Raw genomic sequence first — 18930 nt, forward strand, 5'->3', positions numbered from 1 at the left:
AGCGTTGAAGCCGTCGTCAAAGACCCGGCCGGCAACGAAGGCAGAGCCAGCGACAACGGTACCATCGACACCACGGCACCGGTCATTACCGTAGACGCCCCGGACAACACCTCCGACAACACCCCGCTTATCAGCGGTACCACCGATGCCCCGGCCGGTTCCATTGTCAGCATCACCGTGACCGACAGCCGAGGCAGCGTACAAACGGTCAGCGCCAGCGTAGGTGCGGACGGCCGTTACAGCGTCGAAGTGCCGAAGGCATTGGCCGAAGGCCGTTACACTGCCGAAGCCGCCGTCAAAGACCCAGCCGGCAACGAAGGCAGAGCCAGCGACAACGGTTCGGTAGATACGACGGCAGCCATTATCGTTGAAGCGCCGGATTTGAGCAACGACAACACGCCGACCCTCACCGGTACCACTACCGATGTGGAAGAAGGACAGACTGTTACCCTGACCGTAACCGACAGCCGCGGCGGCAGCCAAGTGGTGACTGCCACGGTACAGGCTGACGGCAGCTATCAGGCGGAAGTACCGAATGCACTGCCGGATGGCCGCTACAGCGTTGAGGCAGTTGTCAGCGACAAAGCAGGAAACCGAGCCGAAGCCCGTGATGACAATAACGGCAAAGGAAACGTGATCGACACCACGGCCCCGGTCATTACCGTAGACGCCCCGGACAACACCTCCGACAACACCCCGCTTATCAGCGGCACCACCGATGCTCCGGCCGGTTCCGTCGTCAGCATCACCGTGACCGACAGCCGAGGCAGCGTACAAACGGTCAGCGCCAGCGTAGGTGCGGACGGCCGTTACAGCGTCGAAGTGCCGAAGGCATTGGCCGAAGGCCGTTACACTGCCGAAGCCGCCGTCAAAGACCCGGCCGGTAACGAAGGCAAAGCCAGCGACAACGGCAGCATCGATATTACCGCACCAGTCATCAGCGTCGACATTCCGGAAGTCAGCCGGGATACCACTCCCACCATCAGCGGTAAAACCGACGTACCGGCAGGCACGGTCGTTACCATTACCGTAACCGGCAAAGACGGTCATCCGCAGGTTGTGACGACTACCGTCAAAGATGACGGCAGCTTCGAAGTAGACGTACCGGAAGCCTTACCCGAAGGTCCGGTCAGCGTCGAAGCCGTCGTCAAAGACCCGGCCGGCAACGAAGGCAGAGCCAGCGACAACGGTACCATCGACACCACGGCACCCATAGTTAATGCGCCTGGACATTCAGTCGAAGAGGCATCGTCGGCCGCCGTTAAAGGATTTATCCAAGTGAGCGATAAATCACCTGTTACCGCAATTACTGTTGCAGGTAAGGATGTGACCTCGGCGACTGCTGCGCATCCGGTAATGATTCATACCGTTCGAGGTACATTGATTGTAACAGGGTATGATGCTGCATCTGGTAAGGTAACTTACCGTTATGTCGAAGGAGGTAAAGCAGCCGACCACAGTACAGGCGACAATTCAGTGAAAGATAGTTTTGTAGTGATGGTTCGTGATGCTGCCGGTAATACAGCAATGGACAGTTTGGATATCCGCATCACGGATACAGCCCCAGTTGCTGTACATGATACGAACAGTATTAAAGACACGGGTATGTCGGTAAGCGGTGACGTGTTGTCTAATGATGTATTAGGTGCAGATACGCCGGTTGCAGTAACTGTTGGCAATACAAACGGTCAGTATGGTTCGTTGACACTTAATGCTGATGGACAATATACATACACGGTCAATCCGAACAATGCCGCGGTTAAAGCATTGAACGGAGGTGAAACATTGAAGGACTCGTTCACTTATACCGTGACAGATGCAGATGGTGACAAATCTACTGCAACTCTCGATATTACCATTAACGGCACTGACGCGGACAAAGCTGTAATTGGTAAAAACGGTGGTGATAACATTACCGGCGGAACAGGTAACGATGCCTTAATCGGTGATGCCGGTGGTTATCGGCTGATTATCAAACCCGGTCAAAACTACAATGTTGCCCTTGTATTGGATACATCTGAAAGTATGAATACGTTTAGGACCGATTCGGGGGAAGCGTATATCGAGATGGCACGTAAATCGTTGTTGAAATTAGCAAAAGATTTTGCTCATCATGACGGCCATTTGAATGTAACCTTGTTTGCGTTTAATTCAACTGCAAAACAGGTTGTGACGATTAATGATCTGACCGAGCAAAATGTTGATAAGTTGTTGAATCAAATTATGTCGTTAAGAGCGCACGGCGTAACTAATTACGATGATGCATTCCGTGACGCAACAGATTGGTTTAGCAAAGTATCGTCCAACGGATATCATAATGTTACTTACTTCCTAACCGACGGACAACCGACTACCTATGGCGATACGGGTGAGACACCATGGAGAGGTTATGTAACACAGGATGCGGTCAATGCAGCATTGCATAGTTTCAAAAAACTGTCTGCAGTATCTGACGTTCATGCCGTTGGTTTTGCCAAGGGTGCGAAAGAGTCCATGTTGGATTACTACGACAATACTGTTTCAGACGGCCATAGTATTACTGAAGGCAGTCTATGGTATCAAACCTATCCATCTCCTGTGTATTATTCAGGAGCCGTGGGCGAGTCGCAGGTCGTGTCTAATCCGAGTCAGTTAGATGCGGCACTGGAACGAGGCAGTACTGAGCGTGTCGTGAACAATGTATCTTCGGATACTTTGACCGGAGGTGAGGGTGATGACGTCTTGTTCGGTGACAGTATCAATACTGATCATCTGTCTTGGACTAACGGTATCACGGGTGTTGCTTATACCTCAGGTTCGCATGATGCCATGGGCGCCAAAGCGTTGACCGAATATATTAAGTGGACGGACAATGCCGGTACTGATGCGACAGATCAGCAAGTGGCCAATTATGTAAAAAATCATTGGAAAGACTTGTTGGACAACCGCGCAGACGGTGGTGACGATACTTTGAATGGAGGTAAAGGCGATGATGTTCTGTTTGGTGGTGCAGGTAACGATACTCTGACTGGCGGCGAAGGTGCGGATCAGTTTGTATTCTTGGCCAACAGCAATAACGGTAATGATGTCATCACAGATTTCCAAGCAGGTGTCGACAAAGTAGTATTTGCCGATTTGGTAAGTCCGCATGATTTGCAGAATGCAGTTTGGAATGACGAAACCCATACCCTGAGTTTCACCGGTGTTGGTAAAGACGGTACTACCTACCAAAACAGCATTACTTTCAATGGATTGTCAGTAGGAGAAACGTTGGACAGCGTATTGCAAAACCATGTTGAAACTATCGGCTGATTAGTCTGAATAAAAACCCTGCTGAGAAGCAGGGTTTTTTTTTTGAGTTTATTGCTTTTCAAATGTATGAGTCAGCTAAATGGATTACTACCGTCACCATATATTTTAAGAGGCCGTCTGAAAAATTCATGAACTGATTTTCAGACGGCCTTACTATTGCTTGAATTAAAAAAACAGCGATTATGGGAATGCGAGATAAATTAAAGATGATTTCTAAACAGCAACTTCGGCCTTGATGTGAGGGTGAGGGTTGTAGCCGGTCAACTCGAAGTCTTCAAATTTGAATGCAAATAAGTCTTTTACTTCAGGATTTATTTTCATTTCCGGTAAAGGGCGAAAGTCGCGTGAAAGCTGTAACTTTGCTTGTTCCATATGATTGCTGTAAAGGTGGGCATCGCCGAAAGTATGGATAAATTCTCCGACTTCTAGTCCGCAAACTTGCGCCATCATCATGGTCAAGAGTGCGTAACTGGCTATGTTAAACGGGACGCCCAAAAAAATATCGGCACTTCGCTGGTAAAGCTGACAAGAAAGTTTGCCGTCTGCTACATAAAACTGAAACATCGTATGGCAAGGGGGAAGAGCCATTTCATCAACAAGGGCAGGATTCCATGCGGAAACAATTAAGCGGCGCGAATCGGGATTTTTTTTAATTTGTTCGGTCACATTAGCGATTTGGTCGATGTGGCGGCCGTCAGGAGCGGGCCAGCTTCGCCATTGGTAACCGTAAACAGGGCCTAAATCTCCGTTTTCGTCCGCCCATTCGTCCCAAATCGAAACATTGTTGTCTTTTAGATATTTGATATTGGTATCGCCTTTGAGAAACCATAATAACTCGTGAATAATCGAACGCAGATGGAGTTTTTTGGTAGTCAACAGCGGAAAACCTTTACTTAAATCAAAGCGCATCTGATAGCCGAATACTGAGCGCGTGCCTGTTCCGGTGCGGTCGGATTTGTCTATGCCGTGTTCGAGAACGTGGCGCATCAGGTCATGGTAGGCTTTCATGGAGATCCTTGTGAATGAACGTCAATAATCGGGCCCTATTGTAGCATTTCAGACGGCATGGCGGGGGAGCCGAATGAAGATAAATTGTTGACAATTTTAGTAATAATTTTAATTTTTATTGAATTATTTGATTGATATTTTTTGGAAAATATTTTCTATTTGGAATAAGCGATTAGCAATTTAAAATCTTCTTTTGTCAAAATTAAGATTTTAAATTTTATAAAAATAAATTTATAAGGTGTGAAAAAGCCATAACCGAAAAATCAAAATAAATAATGTCAACAATTTTACAAAAAAATACTTGGCAGTAAAAAAAAATGGGTTTATATTCCGTCTTGAAAATTTTAAACATCCCTATTAACAAAGTTTATTTTCAGGAGATTAAAATGACAGTATTAACTGATCTGTTTGCCCAAATTAAAAAACGCGATCCTAATCAAGCGCCGTTTCATCAGGCAGTGGAAGAGGTTTTCCAAAGTTTGGATCCGTTTTTGGCAAAAAATCCGAAATATATCCAACAAGGTTTGTTGGAGCGAATTGTCGAACCTGAGCGTGTCATTATGTTCCGTGTCTCTTGGGTGGACGACAAAGGCCGAGTACAGGTCAACCGCGGTTATCGTGTACAGATGAGTTCTGCCATTGGCCCCTATAAAGGAGGGTTGCGTTTTCATCCGACCGTAGATTTGGGTGTATTGAAATTTTTGGCATTCGAGCAAGTATTTAAAAATGCATTGACCACTTTGCCTATGGGTGGTGGTAAAGGAGGTTCGGATTTTGACCCGAAAGGAAAATCCGATGGCGAGGTTATGCGGTTCTGTCAAGCATTTATGAATGAGTTGTACCGTCATATCGGTGCGGATACTGACGTGCCTGCCGGCGACATTGGGGTAGGGGGGCGAGAAATAGGCTTTCTGTATGGGCAATACAAAAAAATCCGTAATGAATTTGCTTCCGTGTTGACCGGTAAAGGGCTGACATGGGGCGGTAGTCTGATTCGCCCTGAGGCGACAGGTTACGGTACCGTGTATTTTGCCGAATCTATGTTGCAAACGCGCGGCGATAAATTTGCCGGTAAACGCGTGGTCATTTCCGGTTCTGGCAATGTGGCGCAATATGCTTGTGAAAAAGCCATTCAACTGGGGGCGAAAGTCCTGACTGTTTCAGACTCCAACGGTTTCGTATTGTTCCCCGACAGCGGTATGACCGAGGCGCAACTGGAAGCACTGATTGAACTGAAAGAAGTACGTCGTGAACGTGTGGCAATCTATGCTAAAGAGCAGGGTTTGCAGTATTTTGAAAATCAGAAGCCGTGGGGTATCAAATGCGACATCGCTCTGCCTTGTGCGACTCAAAACGAATTGGACGAACAAGATGCAAAAACGCTGTTGGCAAACGGCTGTTTTGTCGTTGCCGAAGGTGCAAACATGCCGTCAACGCTGGGTGCTGTCGAACAGTTCATTAAAGCAGGTATTTTGTACGCTCCGGGTAAGGCGTCCAATGCCGGCGGGGTGGCCACTTCCGGCTTGGAAATGAGTCAAAACGCCATTCGTTTGTCTTGGACGCGTGAGGAAGTCGATCAACGATTATTCGGCATTATGCAGAGTATCCATGAATCTTGCTTGACGTACGGTAAAGAGGGAGACAAAGTCAACTATGTCAACGGTGCGAACATTGCCGGTTTCGTTAAAGTTGCCGATGCTATGCTGGCTCAGGGTATCGTTTAAATCATAGGGTTTAGTATATAAAGGCCGTCTGAAAAATTTGCCGGGTATTCTCAATCCTGTACAAATCTTTTCAGACGGCCTCTTTTAAAAAAACGACCGTCGAAATTTTTATGGAAAACCGTAATCAAAAATTTCGGCGGTTAGTTTTATGCGATTTATTCAAACCCAAATTAAATAGACAATGGCAGTGATAATGAGCGAAATCCAGCCCAGCCAAGCTAAAGGTATGAGCCACAGCGGTTTGGGTGCATATTGTTTGGCTAAATTCAGATTAAGCCATGCGAAAACGGGTGCAGATAGGAAAGAGGCAGTCATGGCGAACGGTATCATTTTTCCGATGGCACTGTTGAAGAACTGTATCAATACAAAGGACAAAATACATACTCCAAAGAGCCAATATCGCAATTTCGTTCCGTCATGACCAAGAGGTTTTTTGAGAAGTAAGTCCACGGCCTGCATGTTGCAGCGGGAATAGCCGTCTACGGCAACGATGGTTGTACCATAAATGCAGGCAAAGGCAACAAAGATAATTGGCAGGCGAGTCCATTCACCGATGCTGTGGGTATACATATCGACAAACTGGCTGATAAATTTCCCTCCGCTTAATGGCGTTGTGGTTTTTCCGTATTGCACTAATGCGCCGAGTGCCATGAACATCAAGGCTAAGACGATAGTTAATATATAGCTGGTATTGAAATCAATCATGCGTTTCGGGCGATAGTCAGGATTAAGCTTGTTTTTTTCAATAACCCACATTGAGCTGGAAACGCTTAATTCCATCGGAGCAGGCATCCAACCCATCAAGGCGGCAAAGAAAGGGATGGCAGTTATTGTCCACGGCGACGTAACAGTGAAATCGGGTGCAGGAGCGGCAGTGCCTTTGTTGAAAGCCATCAAAAGGGCTAGCAAGGTAATGATACTGAGGCTGAACATAATCCATTTTGATATTTTGTCCAAAGATTGATATTGACGGCTGAACAGTAGGATTAAGAAACTGGCAAGTGTAGCAGCATTTAATATGTTGAGAGGAAGGTTAAATGGTAGCAACATTCCAAGCAATACGGCGGAAAGCAGCGTTCCTCCTGCAATATTGATGATGGTGGCGAAAAAATTGAAAACCAAAAACAGATAAAGATAAAGGCGGCCCTTCCCAGCATATCCTTCAAGCAAGGTTCGGTTATTCACGCTGCTGTAATCAAAGGCAATGCGAAAGAAAGGGTATTTTAATAGATTGACTAATAAAATAAAAAAGGCAAGTTGGTAACCATAATATGCACCGGCTTGAGTGGAAGCAATGATATGGGAGCCGCCGACACAAGATGAGGCCATGATGATACCGGGGCCGAATTGGCGTGAAAAGTTTTTCCAAAACATTTGGATTCCTCAAAGCTGACAGGGGATGAGACAAACAAAAAACCTGTTTCCTAAAAAAACGAAAGAAACAGGTTTTTTAAATCATCAGCTTAAAGCAAACTCCCCACGACAGTATTAACTGTATCGGGTGCGAAGGGTTTTTCTCAGCCGCATGATGCAGCACCCCTGTTTCCTTGGAAAGAATGATTCTAGCAAATTCCGATATGGGTCGAAAGGCCGTCTGAAACGGTTGCAAAAATGCCCGCCGGTGGGGGCGGGCATTTCTTGATTGGAAGGAATTAACCTTTGCGTGCGGGCAGTTTTTCTTTAATGCGTGCCGCTTTACCAGTCAGACCGCGCAGGTAGTACAGTTTGGCACGACGCACGTCGCCACGACGTTTCACTTCGATTTTTTCTACGGAAGGAGAATATAGTTGGAATGTACGCTCAACACCTTCACCGCTGGAAATTTTGCGGACGATGAAGTTGCTGTTCAAACCGCGGTTACGACGGGCGATAACGACACCTTCGTAGGCCTGTAAACGGCTGCGGTTACCCTCTACTACGCGTACGGAAACGACTACGGTGTCGCCGGGTGCGAATTCAGGGATTTCTTTGTTCAAACGAGCAATTTCTTCTTGCTCTAATTGTTGAATCAAGTTCATTGTTTTTCCTAAGTTATGATTGGATTTCCTGTTGCTCTTGCAAGATTTCTTTTAAGAGGCGGGATTCCTTTGGGATTAAACTGTGCTTTGCCAATAAATCGGGGCGGCGCTCTAAAGTGCGTTGCAGCGATTGTTTCAACCGCCACTCGGCTATCAGGCCGTGATTGCCCGAACGCAGTACGTCCGGAACGCTCATGCCTTGAAATTCTAAGGGTTTGGTGTAATGAGGGCAGTCCAAAAGGCCGTCTGAAAACGAATCTTGCTCGGCGGACTGAATATCGCCCAATACGCCCGGTATTAACCGTAATACAGCATCCATCAACATCATGGCCGGAAGTTCTCCGCCGGAGACGACGAAATCCCCCATACTGATTTCTTCGTCGACACTGCTTTGCAGCAAACGTTCGTCTATGCCTTCGTAGCGGCCGCAAAGTAGAATCAGGTTTTCCGATTCGGCCAATTCGGCGGCTTTTTGCTGTGTGAAAGGCTGCCCTTGCGGACTTAGGTAAATAACCCTGCCGCCGCCACAGGCTTGTTTCGCTTGGTCGATTGCAGCTTGTAATGGCGGAGCCATCATTATCATTCCTGGTCCGCCGCCAAAAGGACGGTCATCGATATAGCCGAGTTTGTTGTCGGCAAATCTGCGCGGATTGATAGCTTGGAACCGCCAGAGTTTTTGTTTCAATGCGCGACCGGTTACACCGTATTCGGTGATACTGTCGAACATTTCGGGAAACAGGGTGATGCTTTGTATAAACATCAATAATCCAAGCCCCAGTCTGCCGTGATGGTTTTGCTGTCGTGATTAACGGTTTCAATATAGTTGGATACAAACGGAATCAGAATTTGCTTGTCTGTGCCCTGAATGACTAATACGTCGTTCGCGCCGGTTTCCATCAGGTTTTTGACGGTACCCAGTGTAATGCCTTCCTTGTTGACGACGGTCATGCCGACTAAATCCGTCCAATAGTATTCGTCTTCTCCGGCAGGGGAGAATTCGTCACGTGGAATTTCTACGGTATAACCGCGTAAGGCAAACGCTTGGTCGCGGTCATCAATGCCTTCGAACTTAACTTGGAGTTCGTCTCCTACCAGCTTCCCGGCTTCAAGCACAACATTCAGGGTTTTCCCGTTTTTGCTTAATAGCCACTCGGGGTAGTCCAACAGACTGTCCGGGTATTCGGTATCAGCTGCGATTTTCAACCAGCCTTTAATGCCGAATACGCCTTTAATGTAGCCCATGGCTACCCGTTGTTGAGTGTCGGTCATGGCAGGAATTGTGGATTTAAGCAGCGGCTTTTTGATTTTTAATCAATTTAGTGACTGCATCGCTGACTTTTGCGCCTTGTGCAATCCAGTGGTTCAAACGGTCTGCGTTCAGACGTACGCGTTCTTGTTTTTCGTTTGCGACGGGGTTGTAGAAGCCGACGCGTTCAATAAAGCGGCCGTCTCTGCGGTTGCGTGAGTCAGTTACGATTACGTTGAAGAAAGGGCGGTGTTTGGAGCCGCCTCGAGCCAAACGGATAACTACCATTTTGAGTCCTTTTTGAGAAATACGGATATCTAGAAACGGTCAATTTTAGGGTAATTTGTGGTTTTTATGCAAGCTTTTATTGCCGGAATTTGCGTTTTGGGGCGGTTGGCGGCGGCAGGAGGCTGAGCCTGGCTTGGTATAAATCTTTGTCTGTATTGGAGTCGGACAGTGCAAATCCTAATTTTCGGGCGAGCTTCAGCATGGCTTGGTTGCTTTTGAGGATTTCGGCACTCATGCTCTGATAGCCCTGCTGTGTTGCTAATCGGATAATCAGCCGCATCAGTTCGACGGCCAGTCCTTTGCCGCGGGCATTTTCAGCAAGGGTGATGCCGAACTCGCATTCGTCTCGGGTGAGGCGGCTGAAGCGGCTGATGCCTTGAATCAGGCCGTCTGAATTTTCGGCTATCCATGCGCCCTCGCTGTAATAGTCAAGGTTGCTGAAACGGGCAAGGGTTGCCTGCGGCAGTTCGTTGGTTTGTGCCATGAAACGGAAGTAGCGCGATTCAGGACTGAGGCTGCGCACGAATGCTTGTTTTGCTTCGGCGTCTTCGGGGGTAAACGGTCGGATGAGGAGGATTTCTCCGTCTTTCAGTGTGATTTTCTGTGGATAGCCGGACGGATAGGGCGCGCGCACGTTTTCGGGCGGTGCGGCGGTATCTGCTTTGCCGGCCAGAAATTCGGCGGCGGCCTCGCTTTTGCTGCGGATAAACTCGGCGGCGGCTTCGCTGGTGGTGCTGATGAATTCCGCCGCGGTCAGGTTTTTGCGGGGTACGGTTGCAGCGGTGGGCCTTTTCTGATCTTTCGAGACAATGGCCTGTATCTCGTTTTCAGACGGCCTGAAGTCGCTGGTTAAGGTGTCGCCGCAGAGGTTGATGATGATGCTGCCGAAGTATTGTTCTTGTTCAAGCAGGGTGTTCAGACTGTGTAGAAGCTGACAGATGTGTTTTTGTTTGGTTTTCAGGTCTGCGAAGCGAATGAGTTTTTCGCCGTCGAGTGTGGAGAACGGCGGTAGTACGGTACGGGTCCGGCCATTATAGGTGCAAGACAGGATGATGCCGTAGGCGGGATGGCGGGTAAAGGTCAACTGTGCGCCGACATGGGTTGCCTGCGGCCGGTAATCGGGCAGGTGCAGGTTTTTTGCCAGTTGGGCGAAATCTTGTGTTTCCAGTAGTTTGGGCAGGTTTTTCAGTTGCGGTGTTTTGATATGTGCGGGACGCGGTTTGGCGGTTTTGTTTTGTTCGTTTTGCAGATGGGCGGCAATGTTGCGTAACGACAGGGTTTTGACGGCCTGTTCGGGACGGTCGAATTGCAACAGGCCGTCTGAAAACGGGCTGCTGATGAGCAGCGGCTTGCCGTCGGGCTGTTGCAATGCCGATAAAACGCCTGTTAGGGTGTTTTCGTTGTGTTCGGCGGTGGGGGCGACGACGGCGAGCAGTGCCTCGGTTTGATGCTGCTGCAACTGGCTGACGGCAAGGCTGCGGTAGCGCACGGGCGACGGGTTGCTGCCGATATAGGCTTGGTCGATATGTGGTTTTTCAGACGGCATCACCAGTGAGATTCCCGATTGAACGGCTTTTTCCTGTAACCATGCGACGGGCGTGTTGGACAGCACGTTGAGGGTGGAGGCGGGCTGTAATGCGGAAAGGTGCGCGTGCAGTGCGGCTTCGAGTTCGCTGCTGTTGAAGGTGGCGATGAAGTTGCAGTGGCGGCCCAGACAGCGGAGGATGGAGCGTTCGACGGAGTCGGCGTGGTGGGTGCAATGCAGGATGATCGGGGTGTGGCGGGTGAAGTAGCGGATGGCGCTAAACAGTTTGCGCAGGTTTTCCCGCGGATTGAAATGGATGACTGCGGCGCGGGTGTGGCGTTTGTGGCCGAAGCGGTTGAGCCAGTCGGCGGAAGTGGTCGGACTTAAATCGTAGTTCAGGCTGATGTGGCGGGATACGCCTTGTTTCATCTTGCGCAGTAAGACGTTGATTTCGCTGCTGAGGGAGGCTTGTCCGGTCAATACGGCGACGTGTCCCGCGGGGTAGTCGGGCAGGATGCCGGCGTTGAGCCCTTGTGTCGGAATCTGTGCCCCCGCCGGATTGCAGACGCTGATGTTCAGTTTTTCGCCGTGGTGTTTTCTGATGGCTGCCGCGGCGGTTTCCCACGCTTCAGGCGGCAGGTTGTCCCAGTCTTGGATGATGATGACGTGGTGCAGTTGTTTTTTGCGGCAGGCTTTGAACAGGGATTCGTAAGTTTCGGGCGGGGTAACGGTAATGACTAAATCTGCCGTTTCTTCAAGGCGGGCGACGTTGGTGTAGGACGTCAGGCCGGCAATGGTTTTGTGGCGCGGGTTGACGGGGGTGATTTTGCCTTGGAAGGGCGCGTTTAAAAGGGCGGTCAGGATGCGTTCGCCCAAGCTGTGCGGGCGTTCGCTGGCGCCGACGAGGATGATGTGCTGCGGCGTGAAGAAGTAGGCGGGCAGGGATTGTACGCTCATGGCTGCTCCTTTGTTCGAATGGGTTTCGGGCCGGTATCGGCCTCTTTAATTTGCCGGTTATCCGTGTTTTGTTATTGTTGCTGTCGGCGGATGGGATAGAAAATTATGTTATTGTAATGTAAATCGAGGCCGTCTGAAAACTGCGGAAACAGGCCGTCCGGCGTTCCCTTTGGTTTTCAGACGGCCTCACACCGTTGTTTCAGACGGCCTATTTTTTCGGCAGTACGAAGTGCATCCGCAGGCCGTTCGGTTTAACGTTTTCGGCGATGATTTTGCCGCAATGCTGTTCCATGATGTGTTGTGTCAATGCCAGGCCGAGGCCGGTACCGGGCTTGCTGGCGCTGCTGTCGGCACGGTAAAACGCGGTGAAAATATGTGGAAGCTGCATTTCGTCTACGCCCGGGCCGTTGTCGGTTACGTCAATCAGCCAGTGCTTGCTGTCTTGTTTGATATTGACGCTGATGGTGCTGCCTTCGGGACTGTAATTCATGGCGTTGCGGATGACGTTGTCGAACGCGCGGTAGAGGTAGCTTTCGTTGGCCATGATGGTTGCAGTTTGCGGTACTTTGGCATCGATATGGAGAGAGACGGTTTGTTTGTTCTGCTGGGCGATGGCTTGGCAGTCCTCCACCAGATTGGTCAGGAAGGGGACGAGTGCGAGGCTTTCTTTTTCCAGCGGGACGTTGGATGTTTCCAAGCGGGACAGGGTCAGCAGTTCGCCGACGAGGGTATCCATACGGGTAAGCTCGCCTTCGAGCCTTTTCAGGTATTGTTCCTGTTTTTGCGGCTGGGCCTGAATCAGGCCGACGATAGCCTGCATACGCGCCAGCGGCGAGCGCATTTCGTGTGAAACGTGGTGGAGCAGGTGGCGTTCTTTTGCGACGAGTTTCTCCAATTGGGCGGCCATTTTGTCAAATTGCACGGCCAGATGGGACAATTCGTCGTCGCGGTCATCCACCTGCTGCGAAATGCGTGTTTGCAATTCTCCGCGGGCGAGCCTGTCCATACCGTTGCCAAGGATGCGGATGGGTTTGGTGATGTTGTTGGTCAGGATGTAGGCCATCAGCAGGCCGACGATGATGATGAACGACAGGATAATGAATTCGTGCCAAATCGGGGCAAGCGGCAGGCCGGGGATAAACAGCGGACTGGGCAGGCGTTTGGCCTGCTGGTTGTCCCAGTCGCGGATGAAAAACAGATATTCTTCGCCGAAACGTCCGTATTCGATGCGCGCCAAATCCGAATTCGGATTGTTGATGGCGAATGCGCGGGCGCGTTTGATGGTCTGTTCGTCGATGTCGCGGTCGAGGATGTCTTTATTGTCATCGTCGAGGATAACGAACACGGCATCGGAAACCGGATTGTCTTTCCATTCGTTGAGGATTTCGCGCGCACCGCTGTCTCCGCGTGACCTGAAGGCGGAAACCATGCTGCCCATCAATGTGGTTTCGATGGTGCGGCGTTGGTTGAACTGGTTTTCGGCCAAGGTGTTCTGTACCAGCCAGAATGAAAAACTCGCCACGAAGATTGCGCAGATGATGACTGCGCAAAATGTGGCGAATATACGTTGAAACAGTTTCATGTATCTGTTTAATCTTTAGTTTTTAACAAACAGGTAGCCTAAACCGCGTACGGTTTGAATCAGCGAGGCATCACCCAGTTTGTGGCGGATGCTGGAAATATGTACGTCGATGCTGCGGTCGAACTTGGCCAGCTTGCGGTCTAGTGCTTCGATGGACAGGGTCTCTTTGCTGACGACTTGTCCGGCGTGGCGCATCAGGACTTCCAGCAGGTTGAATTCGGTGCTGGTCAGTTCCAGCGGTTCTTCGCGGATGGTGGCCTGGCGTTTGGCGGGGTAGAGTACGACGTCACTGACCGATATGCTGTTGGGCGCGCTGTTTTGCTCGCCGCCGCGTTGTGCGCGGCGCAGGATGGCGTTGATTCGGGCCAGCAGTTCGCGCGGGGTGCAGGGTTTCGGCACATAGTCGTCTGCGCCCATTTCCAAACCGATGATGCGGTCGATGTCGTCGCCTTTGGCGGTCAGCATAATCACGGGGACGGTGCTTTGGCTGCGGACGTTTTTCAATACGTCCAAGCCGTTCATTTTCGGCATCATGGAATCTAATACGACCACGTCGTATTGGCCGGTCAGGATTTCGTGAACGCCCGCTTCGCCGTCGGGCACACTGTGTACGTTAAGGCCTTCTGCAGTCAGGTATTCGGTGAGGAGTTCGGTCAACAAAGCGTCGTCATCTACCAGTAATACACGGCTCATGGTCTTTCCTTTTCTGTAGTTGTCCCGCCTTTGTCCGGCGGATGGATTGGACTATCTTAACATGCAATCTAAGTTGACAGATAGCGTGTATTTCTATGCTTTTGCGCTTTTTTGCAACAAGTGTAAAGGTCTTTACATTTGTGTTTCAGACGGCCTCAAACCCTATTTCGGGGCTTCGCAGGATTTGGCTGTTTCGTGTTTAGGGGCGGAAACGAAGGCTTTGCAGTCGGCCAGGATTTTAGGCAACAGCGGCTTGAATAAGCCGTTGCTGCGGATTTTGCTTGCGTAAAACGGCATCATGTAGGGGTAGTAATAGTATATCGACTGCATCCATTGCGCGCCTTGCTCGGTTTCGCCCCTGCGGTAGCGGTAAAGGCCGACTTGGTGGGCGTTGGCGAAAGGACGGAAGGTCAGGGCTTCGATTGCCGCCTGCTCCGCCCACGGACGGATAACGATATCGGTCGGATCGGCGTAATGGGTCAGGCTCAGTTGGGCGTAGTAACGCAACATAGGCTGACTGTCGGCGATGCGTCTCAAGCCTTCTATTTTGAGGGCGGTGTCGGCCGGCGTGTCGGTTTTCGGCCGGCGGCTGTATTCGGTCAGGTCCGTATAGACCCAGCCCAGATGCAGTATGCCCGCAATCAGGCACAAAGCGGCGATGCCGCCTGCGTAATTACGCAGTTTGGCTTGGTTCAGGCCGTCTGAAAGGTCTTTGCGGCGGATGGGGGAAAGGGAAACCATGATGCCGAACGGGGTTAGGAAATAGATATACCAAAGCGGGTATTCGAGCATGCTGTGGTACAGGGAAACGGCCATCAGCGACAGCATCAGCAACGAGGCCGGATGGTACGGGCGCACCGTCATGCGCCATATTGCGGCAATCAGGCAGCCGGCGGTAAGCAGCGTGCCCACCAAGCCGGTTTCGGCCAGAAGCTGGAGGACGATATTGTGCGAATGGGTAAAGAGTACGCTGATGACGTTGTTGATGAAGTTGTGTTGTTCGGCGTTAATCAGGAAACTTTGCAGCGCAAAGCCGTTCCAACCGTGGCCGAACAAAGGGGCGGTTTTGAACGCTATCCATGCCTTGCCCCATTCCGTTTCGCGCGCCGAACCTTCGAAGCTACTGCGGCCTACGCGTTCGACGGCGGTTTCGTAATGGCCGTTGCCGAAGGTGTCGAGTAACGGCCCCATGCCGAACTGGATGATGGCGACCAAGGCGATGGTGAACAGGAAAATCAGCACCGTGCGGTTGGATTCTTTTCCTGCGCGCCAACGCCATATCGGCAGCAGCAGGCCGACGCCGATGACGTAGGTCAGGATGGTGCGCGAATTGACCAAACCCAAGGCGGCGGACAGCGCCGTTATCGACAATACGCCGGCCCATGCGGGCATACGGCGTACCGACCACAGGTACGACGCGGCTAATACGCCCCACATCAGATAATGCCCCAAATGGTTGCGCTGGCCGAGCTGGCCGTTAATGCTTTCGCGGCCGCCGTAGGCGAGGATGTTATGAAAGATTTTCATGCCCGCCCAGCCGTTGAACTGCATCAAGGCAACCGCAGCCTGCATCAGCGCGCCGAACAGCAAGGCCCACGCGAATACCGCGGTCACACGTTCCTGTCCGTATTCGGCAACCCAGCCGCGGCAGGCCCATGCAGTCAGGGCGAGGATGACGAAAGTCCATGCGGCCATATCGTTCAGCCCGGGGTACATTAAGTGCATCATTCTGGCCTGGAGCCACCAGAAAGCCGCCAGCACGAAAAAGGCAATACCCGCCGACGGCAGGCGCACATTGAGCAGGCCGGAAGTGGAGGTGGCCAATACCAGCACCACCGCGCCTAACAACGAACCTGCTTCCAGATAGAAGCTGGACAAGGGGCCGACGCGGTAGAGCGAGAGAAACGGGGCAATGCACACCCACAGAAACCCGAACCACAGCGGTGCAAGGCCCATGTTCCATTCGTCGCGGCGTATTTGTCTGGAATACGGGCTGTAGGCGGTTTCGTGGCCGTCTGAAAACAAGCGGCGGTCAGCCATGACGGGCCTCCTTCTGTTTTTGTTTGACAAAAGCCATGCAGGAAACGAAAAACACCGTGCAGCATACGGCGGCCGCCGCCGCGCAGAGGCGTCCGGCGGGCGCGGCGTCAAAGAGGCGCATAACGGCTTCGGCGAAATAAATCAGAACCAGCATCGAACTGTATTGGTAGGTATAAACCCTGCCTTTGAGAATGCCCGACAACGGCAGGCACAGCGGCAATGCCTTGAGTGCCAGCCACGAACCGCCCTCGCGCAACGGAGCAATCCAAAGTTCCCAAGCGAGACTGACGGCAATCAGCGCCAGCAGGCTGGCGCAGGCCGCCGCATACGGTAGGGGTTTGCGGGCGGATATATTTACTGAGCGTTGTTTCATTTGGCTTTTTGCCGGAAAAGGGAATATCGGATTATACAGAAAACCAGTGGGCGCGTTGCATTTCGCAGCCAAATAAAAGGCCGTCTGAAACAGGAATTTTGTTTCAGACGGCCTATGTATGTATTGAAGTTAAACTTGTGCGGGCGGCTGCGGCGTGTCGTTTGCGTTATCCCGATCAACCGGCTTGGTAAAGCGGCTGAACCAAATCCCCGCCTCGTAAAGGATAATCAGCGGCACGGCCAGCAGAATCTGCGACACGACGTCGGGCGGCGTGATGACGGCGGCGACGATAAACGCCCCTACAATCACATAAGGCCGCGCCCTTTTGAGCGTTTCCGTGTCCACAATTCCCATACGCGCCAGCAGAACCACCACCACCGGCACTTCAAACGTCGTACCGAACGCGACGAACATGCCCAAGATAAACGACAGATATTTGTCGATGTCGGTAGACATGCTGACACCCACGGGGGTGATGCCGGTCAGAAATTTGAAAATCAGGGGAAAAACCAGATAGTAGGCGAACGCCATGCCGGTGAAAAACAGAATCAGGCTCGACAACACCAAGGGCAGCACCAGCCGCTTTTCGTTCTGATACAGCGCGGGCGCGACGAACGCCCAAATCTGATACAGCGTGTGCGGCAGGGAAATGAGGAATGCCGCCATCAGCGTAACCTTTATCGGCACGAAAAACGGCGCGACCACATCGGTGGCAATCATACTGGTATCTTTCGGCAACGCCGCCATCAGCGGCTGCGCCGCAAAAGAATAGAGTTGCTGGGCAAACGGCGCCAATGCCAGAAAACACACCAAAATGCCGCCCACTATCCACATCAGGCGGCGGCGCAGTTCCAGCAGGTGCTCGATAAGGGGCTGGGTAGGTTGTTCGGTTTGGGAATCAGACACCGTCGGCTCACTTTTTACGGATGCGAAGTTTGGGTTTGGCATGGTATTTCGGACGCAAATCGCGTTTTCGGCTCATGGCCTGTTTGCGAAGCGAAGCAGTGTGCAAGACTGCGGGAGCGGCAGGGAGAGTTTCGATATAGCTGACTTCAGGCGTTTCAGACGGCCTTGCAGACAAGGTCAGGTAATCATGCCATGCTTTGTCCGCATCGTAGGCATTGTCGGCGTTGGGGGCCGAAACAGGTGCGACGGGCTGTCCGTTGTCGTCGAATACGGTTTCCTCTGTTTGCGCGCTTTCTGTTTGAGGCAGCGGGTTGCCGTGTTCGTCGACACCGAAATCGGCGGGAGTTCGCTGTTCGGGCAGCCGCTCCCACGGTTTGAGGCCGTCTGAAATTTCGTTCAAGTCGTTTTGCGTGTCGCCGCCGATTTCTTTCAAATCGTCTTTAAATTGCGAAGCCGCAGATTCGAATTCCTGTTTGGCTTTACGCAATTCTTCCAGTTCGATCTGCGTGTTCAGTTCCTGCTTGACGCTGCTGACCAGCCGTTGCAGTTTGCCGACCATATTGCCCGCCATCCGCGCCGCCTTCGGCAGGCGTTCGGGGCCGATTACAATCAGGGCGACCACGCCTACCAGCAGCAGCTCGCCTAAACCGAAATCAAACATAAATCAGGCTTTGTCTTCTTCGTCTTTTTTATGTTCGATGACTTCGTCTTTTTTTGCACTCTGACCTTCGGTGCCTTCGTTTAGGCCTTTTTTGAAATCGTGTACCGCGCCGCCCAAATCTTTGCCGACATTGCGCAATTTTTTAGTGCCGAACACCAAAACCACGATAATCAAAACGATGATCCAGTGTGTTACCGAGAAGCTACCCATTGTTCGTTCCTTTATTTTGTATATCTATTGTATCTGCCATATTAATATGGCGGGCCGAGAGGTTGCCGCGCCGCTCAGGCAGGCGTACCCATGATGTGGATGTGGATGTGGAAGACTTCCTGCCCGCCGCCTTTGCCGGTGTTGATGACTGTTTTGAAACCGTTGGTCAATCCTGATTTTTCGGCAATCTGCGGCACTTTCAGCATCATTTTGCCCAACAGTGCTTCATGTTCCGGCCGCGCGTGCGCCAGCGAGTCGAAATGCACTTTCGGAATCAGCAGCAGGTGAACCGGTGCGGCGGGGCGGATGTCTTTGAAACACAGCATTTCGCCGTCTTCGTACACGGTGTTTGCAGGGATTTCTTTGTCTGCGATTTTGCAGAAAATACAGTCGCTCATGGTTATGCTC

Annotated in this window: 17 protein-coding genes and 1 riboswitch; of the genes, 2 read left to right on the top strand and 15 right to left on the bottom strand. The window is 51.2% G+C overall.

All coding sequences use genetic code 11. The features are described 5' to 3' along the window. A partial coding sequence (locus ACI43T_RS03405) for an Ig-like domain-containing protein (protein ID WP_405385547.1) occupies nt 1-3291 on the top strand: 3291 nt, incomplete at its 5' end. Between the two features lie 213 nt (nt 3292-3504). Here ACI43T_RS03405 and ACI43T_RS03410 read toward each other — a convergent pair. Beyond that, entirely contained in the window at nt 3505-4299 is a 795-nt protein-coding gene (locus ACI43T_RS03410) for a thymidylate synthase (protein WP_405385548.1), read from the bottom strand. Nucleotides 4300-4685: 386 nt separating this feature from the next. On the opposite strand from ACI43T_RS03410, the gene gdhA reads away from it, so the two are divergent. Further along, nucleotides 4686-6023: an NADP-specific glutamate dehydrogenase gene (gene gdhA / locus ACI43T_RS03415; RefSeq protein ID WP_293276297.1), complete on the top strand. Its 1338-nt coding sequence runs from the start codon at nt 4686-4688 to the stop codon at nt 6021-6023. Between the two features lie 159 nt (nt 6024-6182). Here gdhA and ACI43T_RS03420 read toward each other — a convergent pair whose 3' ends face one another. The 14 genes from ACI43T_RS03420 to ACI43T_RS03485 form a co-directional block, all read right to left on the bottom strand. After that, nucleotides 6183-7397, bottom strand: a complete 1215-nt coding sequence (locus ACI43T_RS03420; protein ID WP_405385549.1) for an NRAMP family divalent metal transporter — start codon at nt 7395-7397, stop codon at nt 6183-6185. Between the two features lie 83 nt (nt 7398-7480). After that, a riboswitch (TPP riboswitch) is annotated at nt 7481-7574 on the bottom strand. A 101-nt stretch (nt 7575-7675) separates the two neighbouring features. Next, entirely contained in the window at nt 7676-8041 is a 366-nt protein-coding gene (rplS, locus tag ACI43T_RS03425; protein ID WP_009174793.1) for a 50S ribosomal protein L19, read from the bottom strand. 13 nt (nt 8042-8054) lie between these two features. Then, a complete protein-coding gene (gene trmD, locus ACI43T_RS03430; RefSeq protein ID WP_405385550.1) occupies nt 8055-8801 on the bottom strand; it encodes a tRNA (guanosine(37)-N1)-methyltransferase TrmD in 747 nt (248 codons plus the stop codon). Beyond that, on the bottom strand, nt 8801-9310 hold the full coding sequence (gene rimM / locus ACI43T_RS03435; RefSeq protein WP_308023079.1) for a ribosome maturation factor RimM: 510 nt from the start codon (nt 9308-9310) through the stop codon (nt 8801-8803). The genes trmD and rimM overlap by 1 nt, the downstream gene beginning before the upstream one ends. A gap of 16 nt (nt 9311-9326) precedes the next feature. Then, complete coding sequence (gene rpsP, locus ACI43T_RS03440; RefSeq protein WP_308023080.1) at nt 9327-9575, bottom strand: 30S ribosomal protein S16; 249 nt, start codon at nt 9573-9575, stop codon at nt 9327-9329. A 76-nt stretch (nt 9576-9651) separates the two neighbouring features. Then, a complete protein-coding gene (locus ACI43T_RS03445) occupies nt 9652-12057 on the bottom strand; it encodes a bifunctional acetate--CoA ligase family protein/GNAT family N-acetyltransferase (RefSeq protein ID WP_405385551.1) in 2406 nt (801 codons plus the stop codon). Nucleotides 12058-12265: 208 nt separating this feature from the next. Beyond that, on the bottom strand, nt 12266-13639 hold the full coding sequence (locus ACI43T_RS03450) for a HAMP domain-containing sensor histidine kinase (RefSeq protein WP_009174788.1): 1374 nt from the start codon (nt 13637-13639) through the stop codon (nt 12266-12268). Nucleotides 13640-13654: 15 nt separating this feature from the next. Further along, nucleotides 13655-14332, bottom strand: a complete 678-nt coding sequence (locus tag ACI43T_RS03455) for a response regulator transcription factor (RefSeq protein WP_009174787.1) — start codon at nt 14330-14332, stop codon at nt 13655-13657. 162 nt (nt 14333-14494) lie between these two features. Continuing rightward, on the bottom strand, nt 14495-16288 hold the full coding sequence (locus ACI43T_RS03460) for a PglL family O-oligosaccharyltransferase (RefSeq protein ID WP_405385664.1): 1794 nt from the start codon (nt 16286-16288) through the stop codon (nt 14495-14497). A gap of 76 nt (nt 16289-16364) precedes the next feature. Next, nucleotides 16365-16745: a DUF2069 domain-containing protein gene (locus ACI43T_RS03465; protein ID WP_405385552.1), complete on the bottom strand. Its 381-nt coding sequence runs from the start codon at nt 16743-16745 to the stop codon at nt 16365-16367. 129 nt (nt 16746-16874) lie between these two features. Further along, nucleotides 16875-17651 carry a twin-arginine translocase subunit TatC gene (gene tatC / locus ACI43T_RS03470; RefSeq protein WP_405385665.1) on the bottom strand — a complete coding sequence of 259 codons (777 nt, stop codon included), beginning with the start codon at nt 17649-17651 and terminating at the stop codon, nt 16875-16877. Between the two features lie 7 nt (nt 17652-17658). After that, the gene (gene tatB, locus ACI43T_RS03475; protein WP_405385553.1) at nt 17659-18312 is read right to left on the bottom strand and encodes a Sec-independent protein translocase protein TatB; all 654 of its coding nucleotides are present in this window, start codon (nt 18310-18312) and stop codon (nt 17659-17661) included. A 3-nt stretch (nt 18313-18315) separates the two neighbouring features. After that, nucleotides 18316-18522, bottom strand: a complete 207-nt coding sequence (tatA, locus tag ACI43T_RS03480) for a Sec-independent protein translocase subunit TatA (protein ID WP_405385554.1) — start codon at nt 18520-18522, stop codon at nt 18316-18318. Nucleotides 18523-18596: 74 nt separating this feature from the next. Continuing rightward, nucleotides 18597-18920, bottom strand: coding sequence for a histidine triad nucleotide-binding protein (locus ACI43T_RS03485; RefSeq protein WP_405385555.1), 324 nt, complete (start codon nt 18918-18920; stop codon nt 18597-18599). Between the last annotated feature and the right edge of the window lie 10 nt (nt 18921-18930).

Source organism: Neisseria oralis (assembly GCF_045062685.1).
Lineage (GTDB): Bacteria > Pseudomonadota > Gammaproteobacteria > Burkholderiales > Neisseriaceae > Neisseria > Neisseria oralis.

Coding starts and splice junctions, on each gene's coding strand:
- ACI43T_RS03410 (WP_405385548.1), bottom strand. CDS start 4,299: ATGAAAGCCTACCATGACCTGATGCGCCACGTTCTCGAACACGGCATA.
- ACI43T_RS03485 (WP_405385555.1), bottom strand. CDS start 18,920: ATGAGCGACTGTATTTTCTGCAAAATCGCAGACAAAGAAATCCCTGCA.
- ACI43T_RS03455 (WP_009174787.1), bottom strand. CDS start 14,332: ATGAGCCGTGTATTACTGGTAGATGACGACGCTTTGTTGACCGAACTC.
- tatB (WP_405385553.1), bottom strand. CDS start 18,312: ATGTTTGATTTCGGTTTAGGCGAGCTGCTGCTGGTAGGCGTGGTCGCC.
- trmD (WP_405385550.1), bottom strand. CDS start 8,801: ATGTTTATACAAAGCATCACCCTGTTTCCCGAAATGTTCGACAGTATC.
- ACI43T_RS03460 (WP_405385664.1), bottom strand. CDS start 16,288: ATGGGCCTTGCACCGCTGTGGTTCGGGTTTCTGTGGGTGTGCATTGCC.
- ACI43T_RS03465 (WP_405385552.1), bottom strand. CDS start 16,745: ATGAAACAACGCTCAGTAAATATATCCGCCCGCAAACCCCTACCGTAT.
- tatA (WP_405385554.1), bottom strand. CDS start 18,522: ATGGGTAGCTTCTCGGTAACACACTGGATCATCGTTTTGATTATCGTG.
- ACI43T_RS03420 (WP_405385549.1), bottom strand. CDS start 7,397: ATGTTTTGGAAAAACTTTTCACGCCAATTCGGCCCCGGTATCATCATG.
- ACI43T_RS03445 (WP_405385551.1), bottom strand. CDS start 12,057: ATGAGCGTACAATCCCTGCCCGCCTACTTCTTCACGCCGCAGCACATC.
- gdhA (WP_293276297.1), top strand. CDS start 4,686: ATGACAGTATTAACTGATCTGTTTGCCCAAATTAAAAAACGCGATCCT.
- rpsP (WP_308023080.1), bottom strand. CDS start 9,575: ATGGTAGTTATCCGTTTGGCTCGAGGCGGCTCCAAACACCGCCCTTTC.
- ACI43T_RS03450 (WP_009174788.1), bottom strand. CDS start 13,639: ATGAAACTGTTTCAACGTATATTCGCCACATTTTGCGCAGTCATCATC.
- rimM (WP_308023079.1), bottom strand. CDS start 9,310: ATGACCGACACTCAACAACGGGTAGCCATGGGCTACATTAAAGGCGTA.
- rplS (WP_009174793.1), bottom strand. CDS start 8,041: ATGAACTTGATTCAACAATTAGAGCAAGAAGAAATTGCTCGTTTGAAC.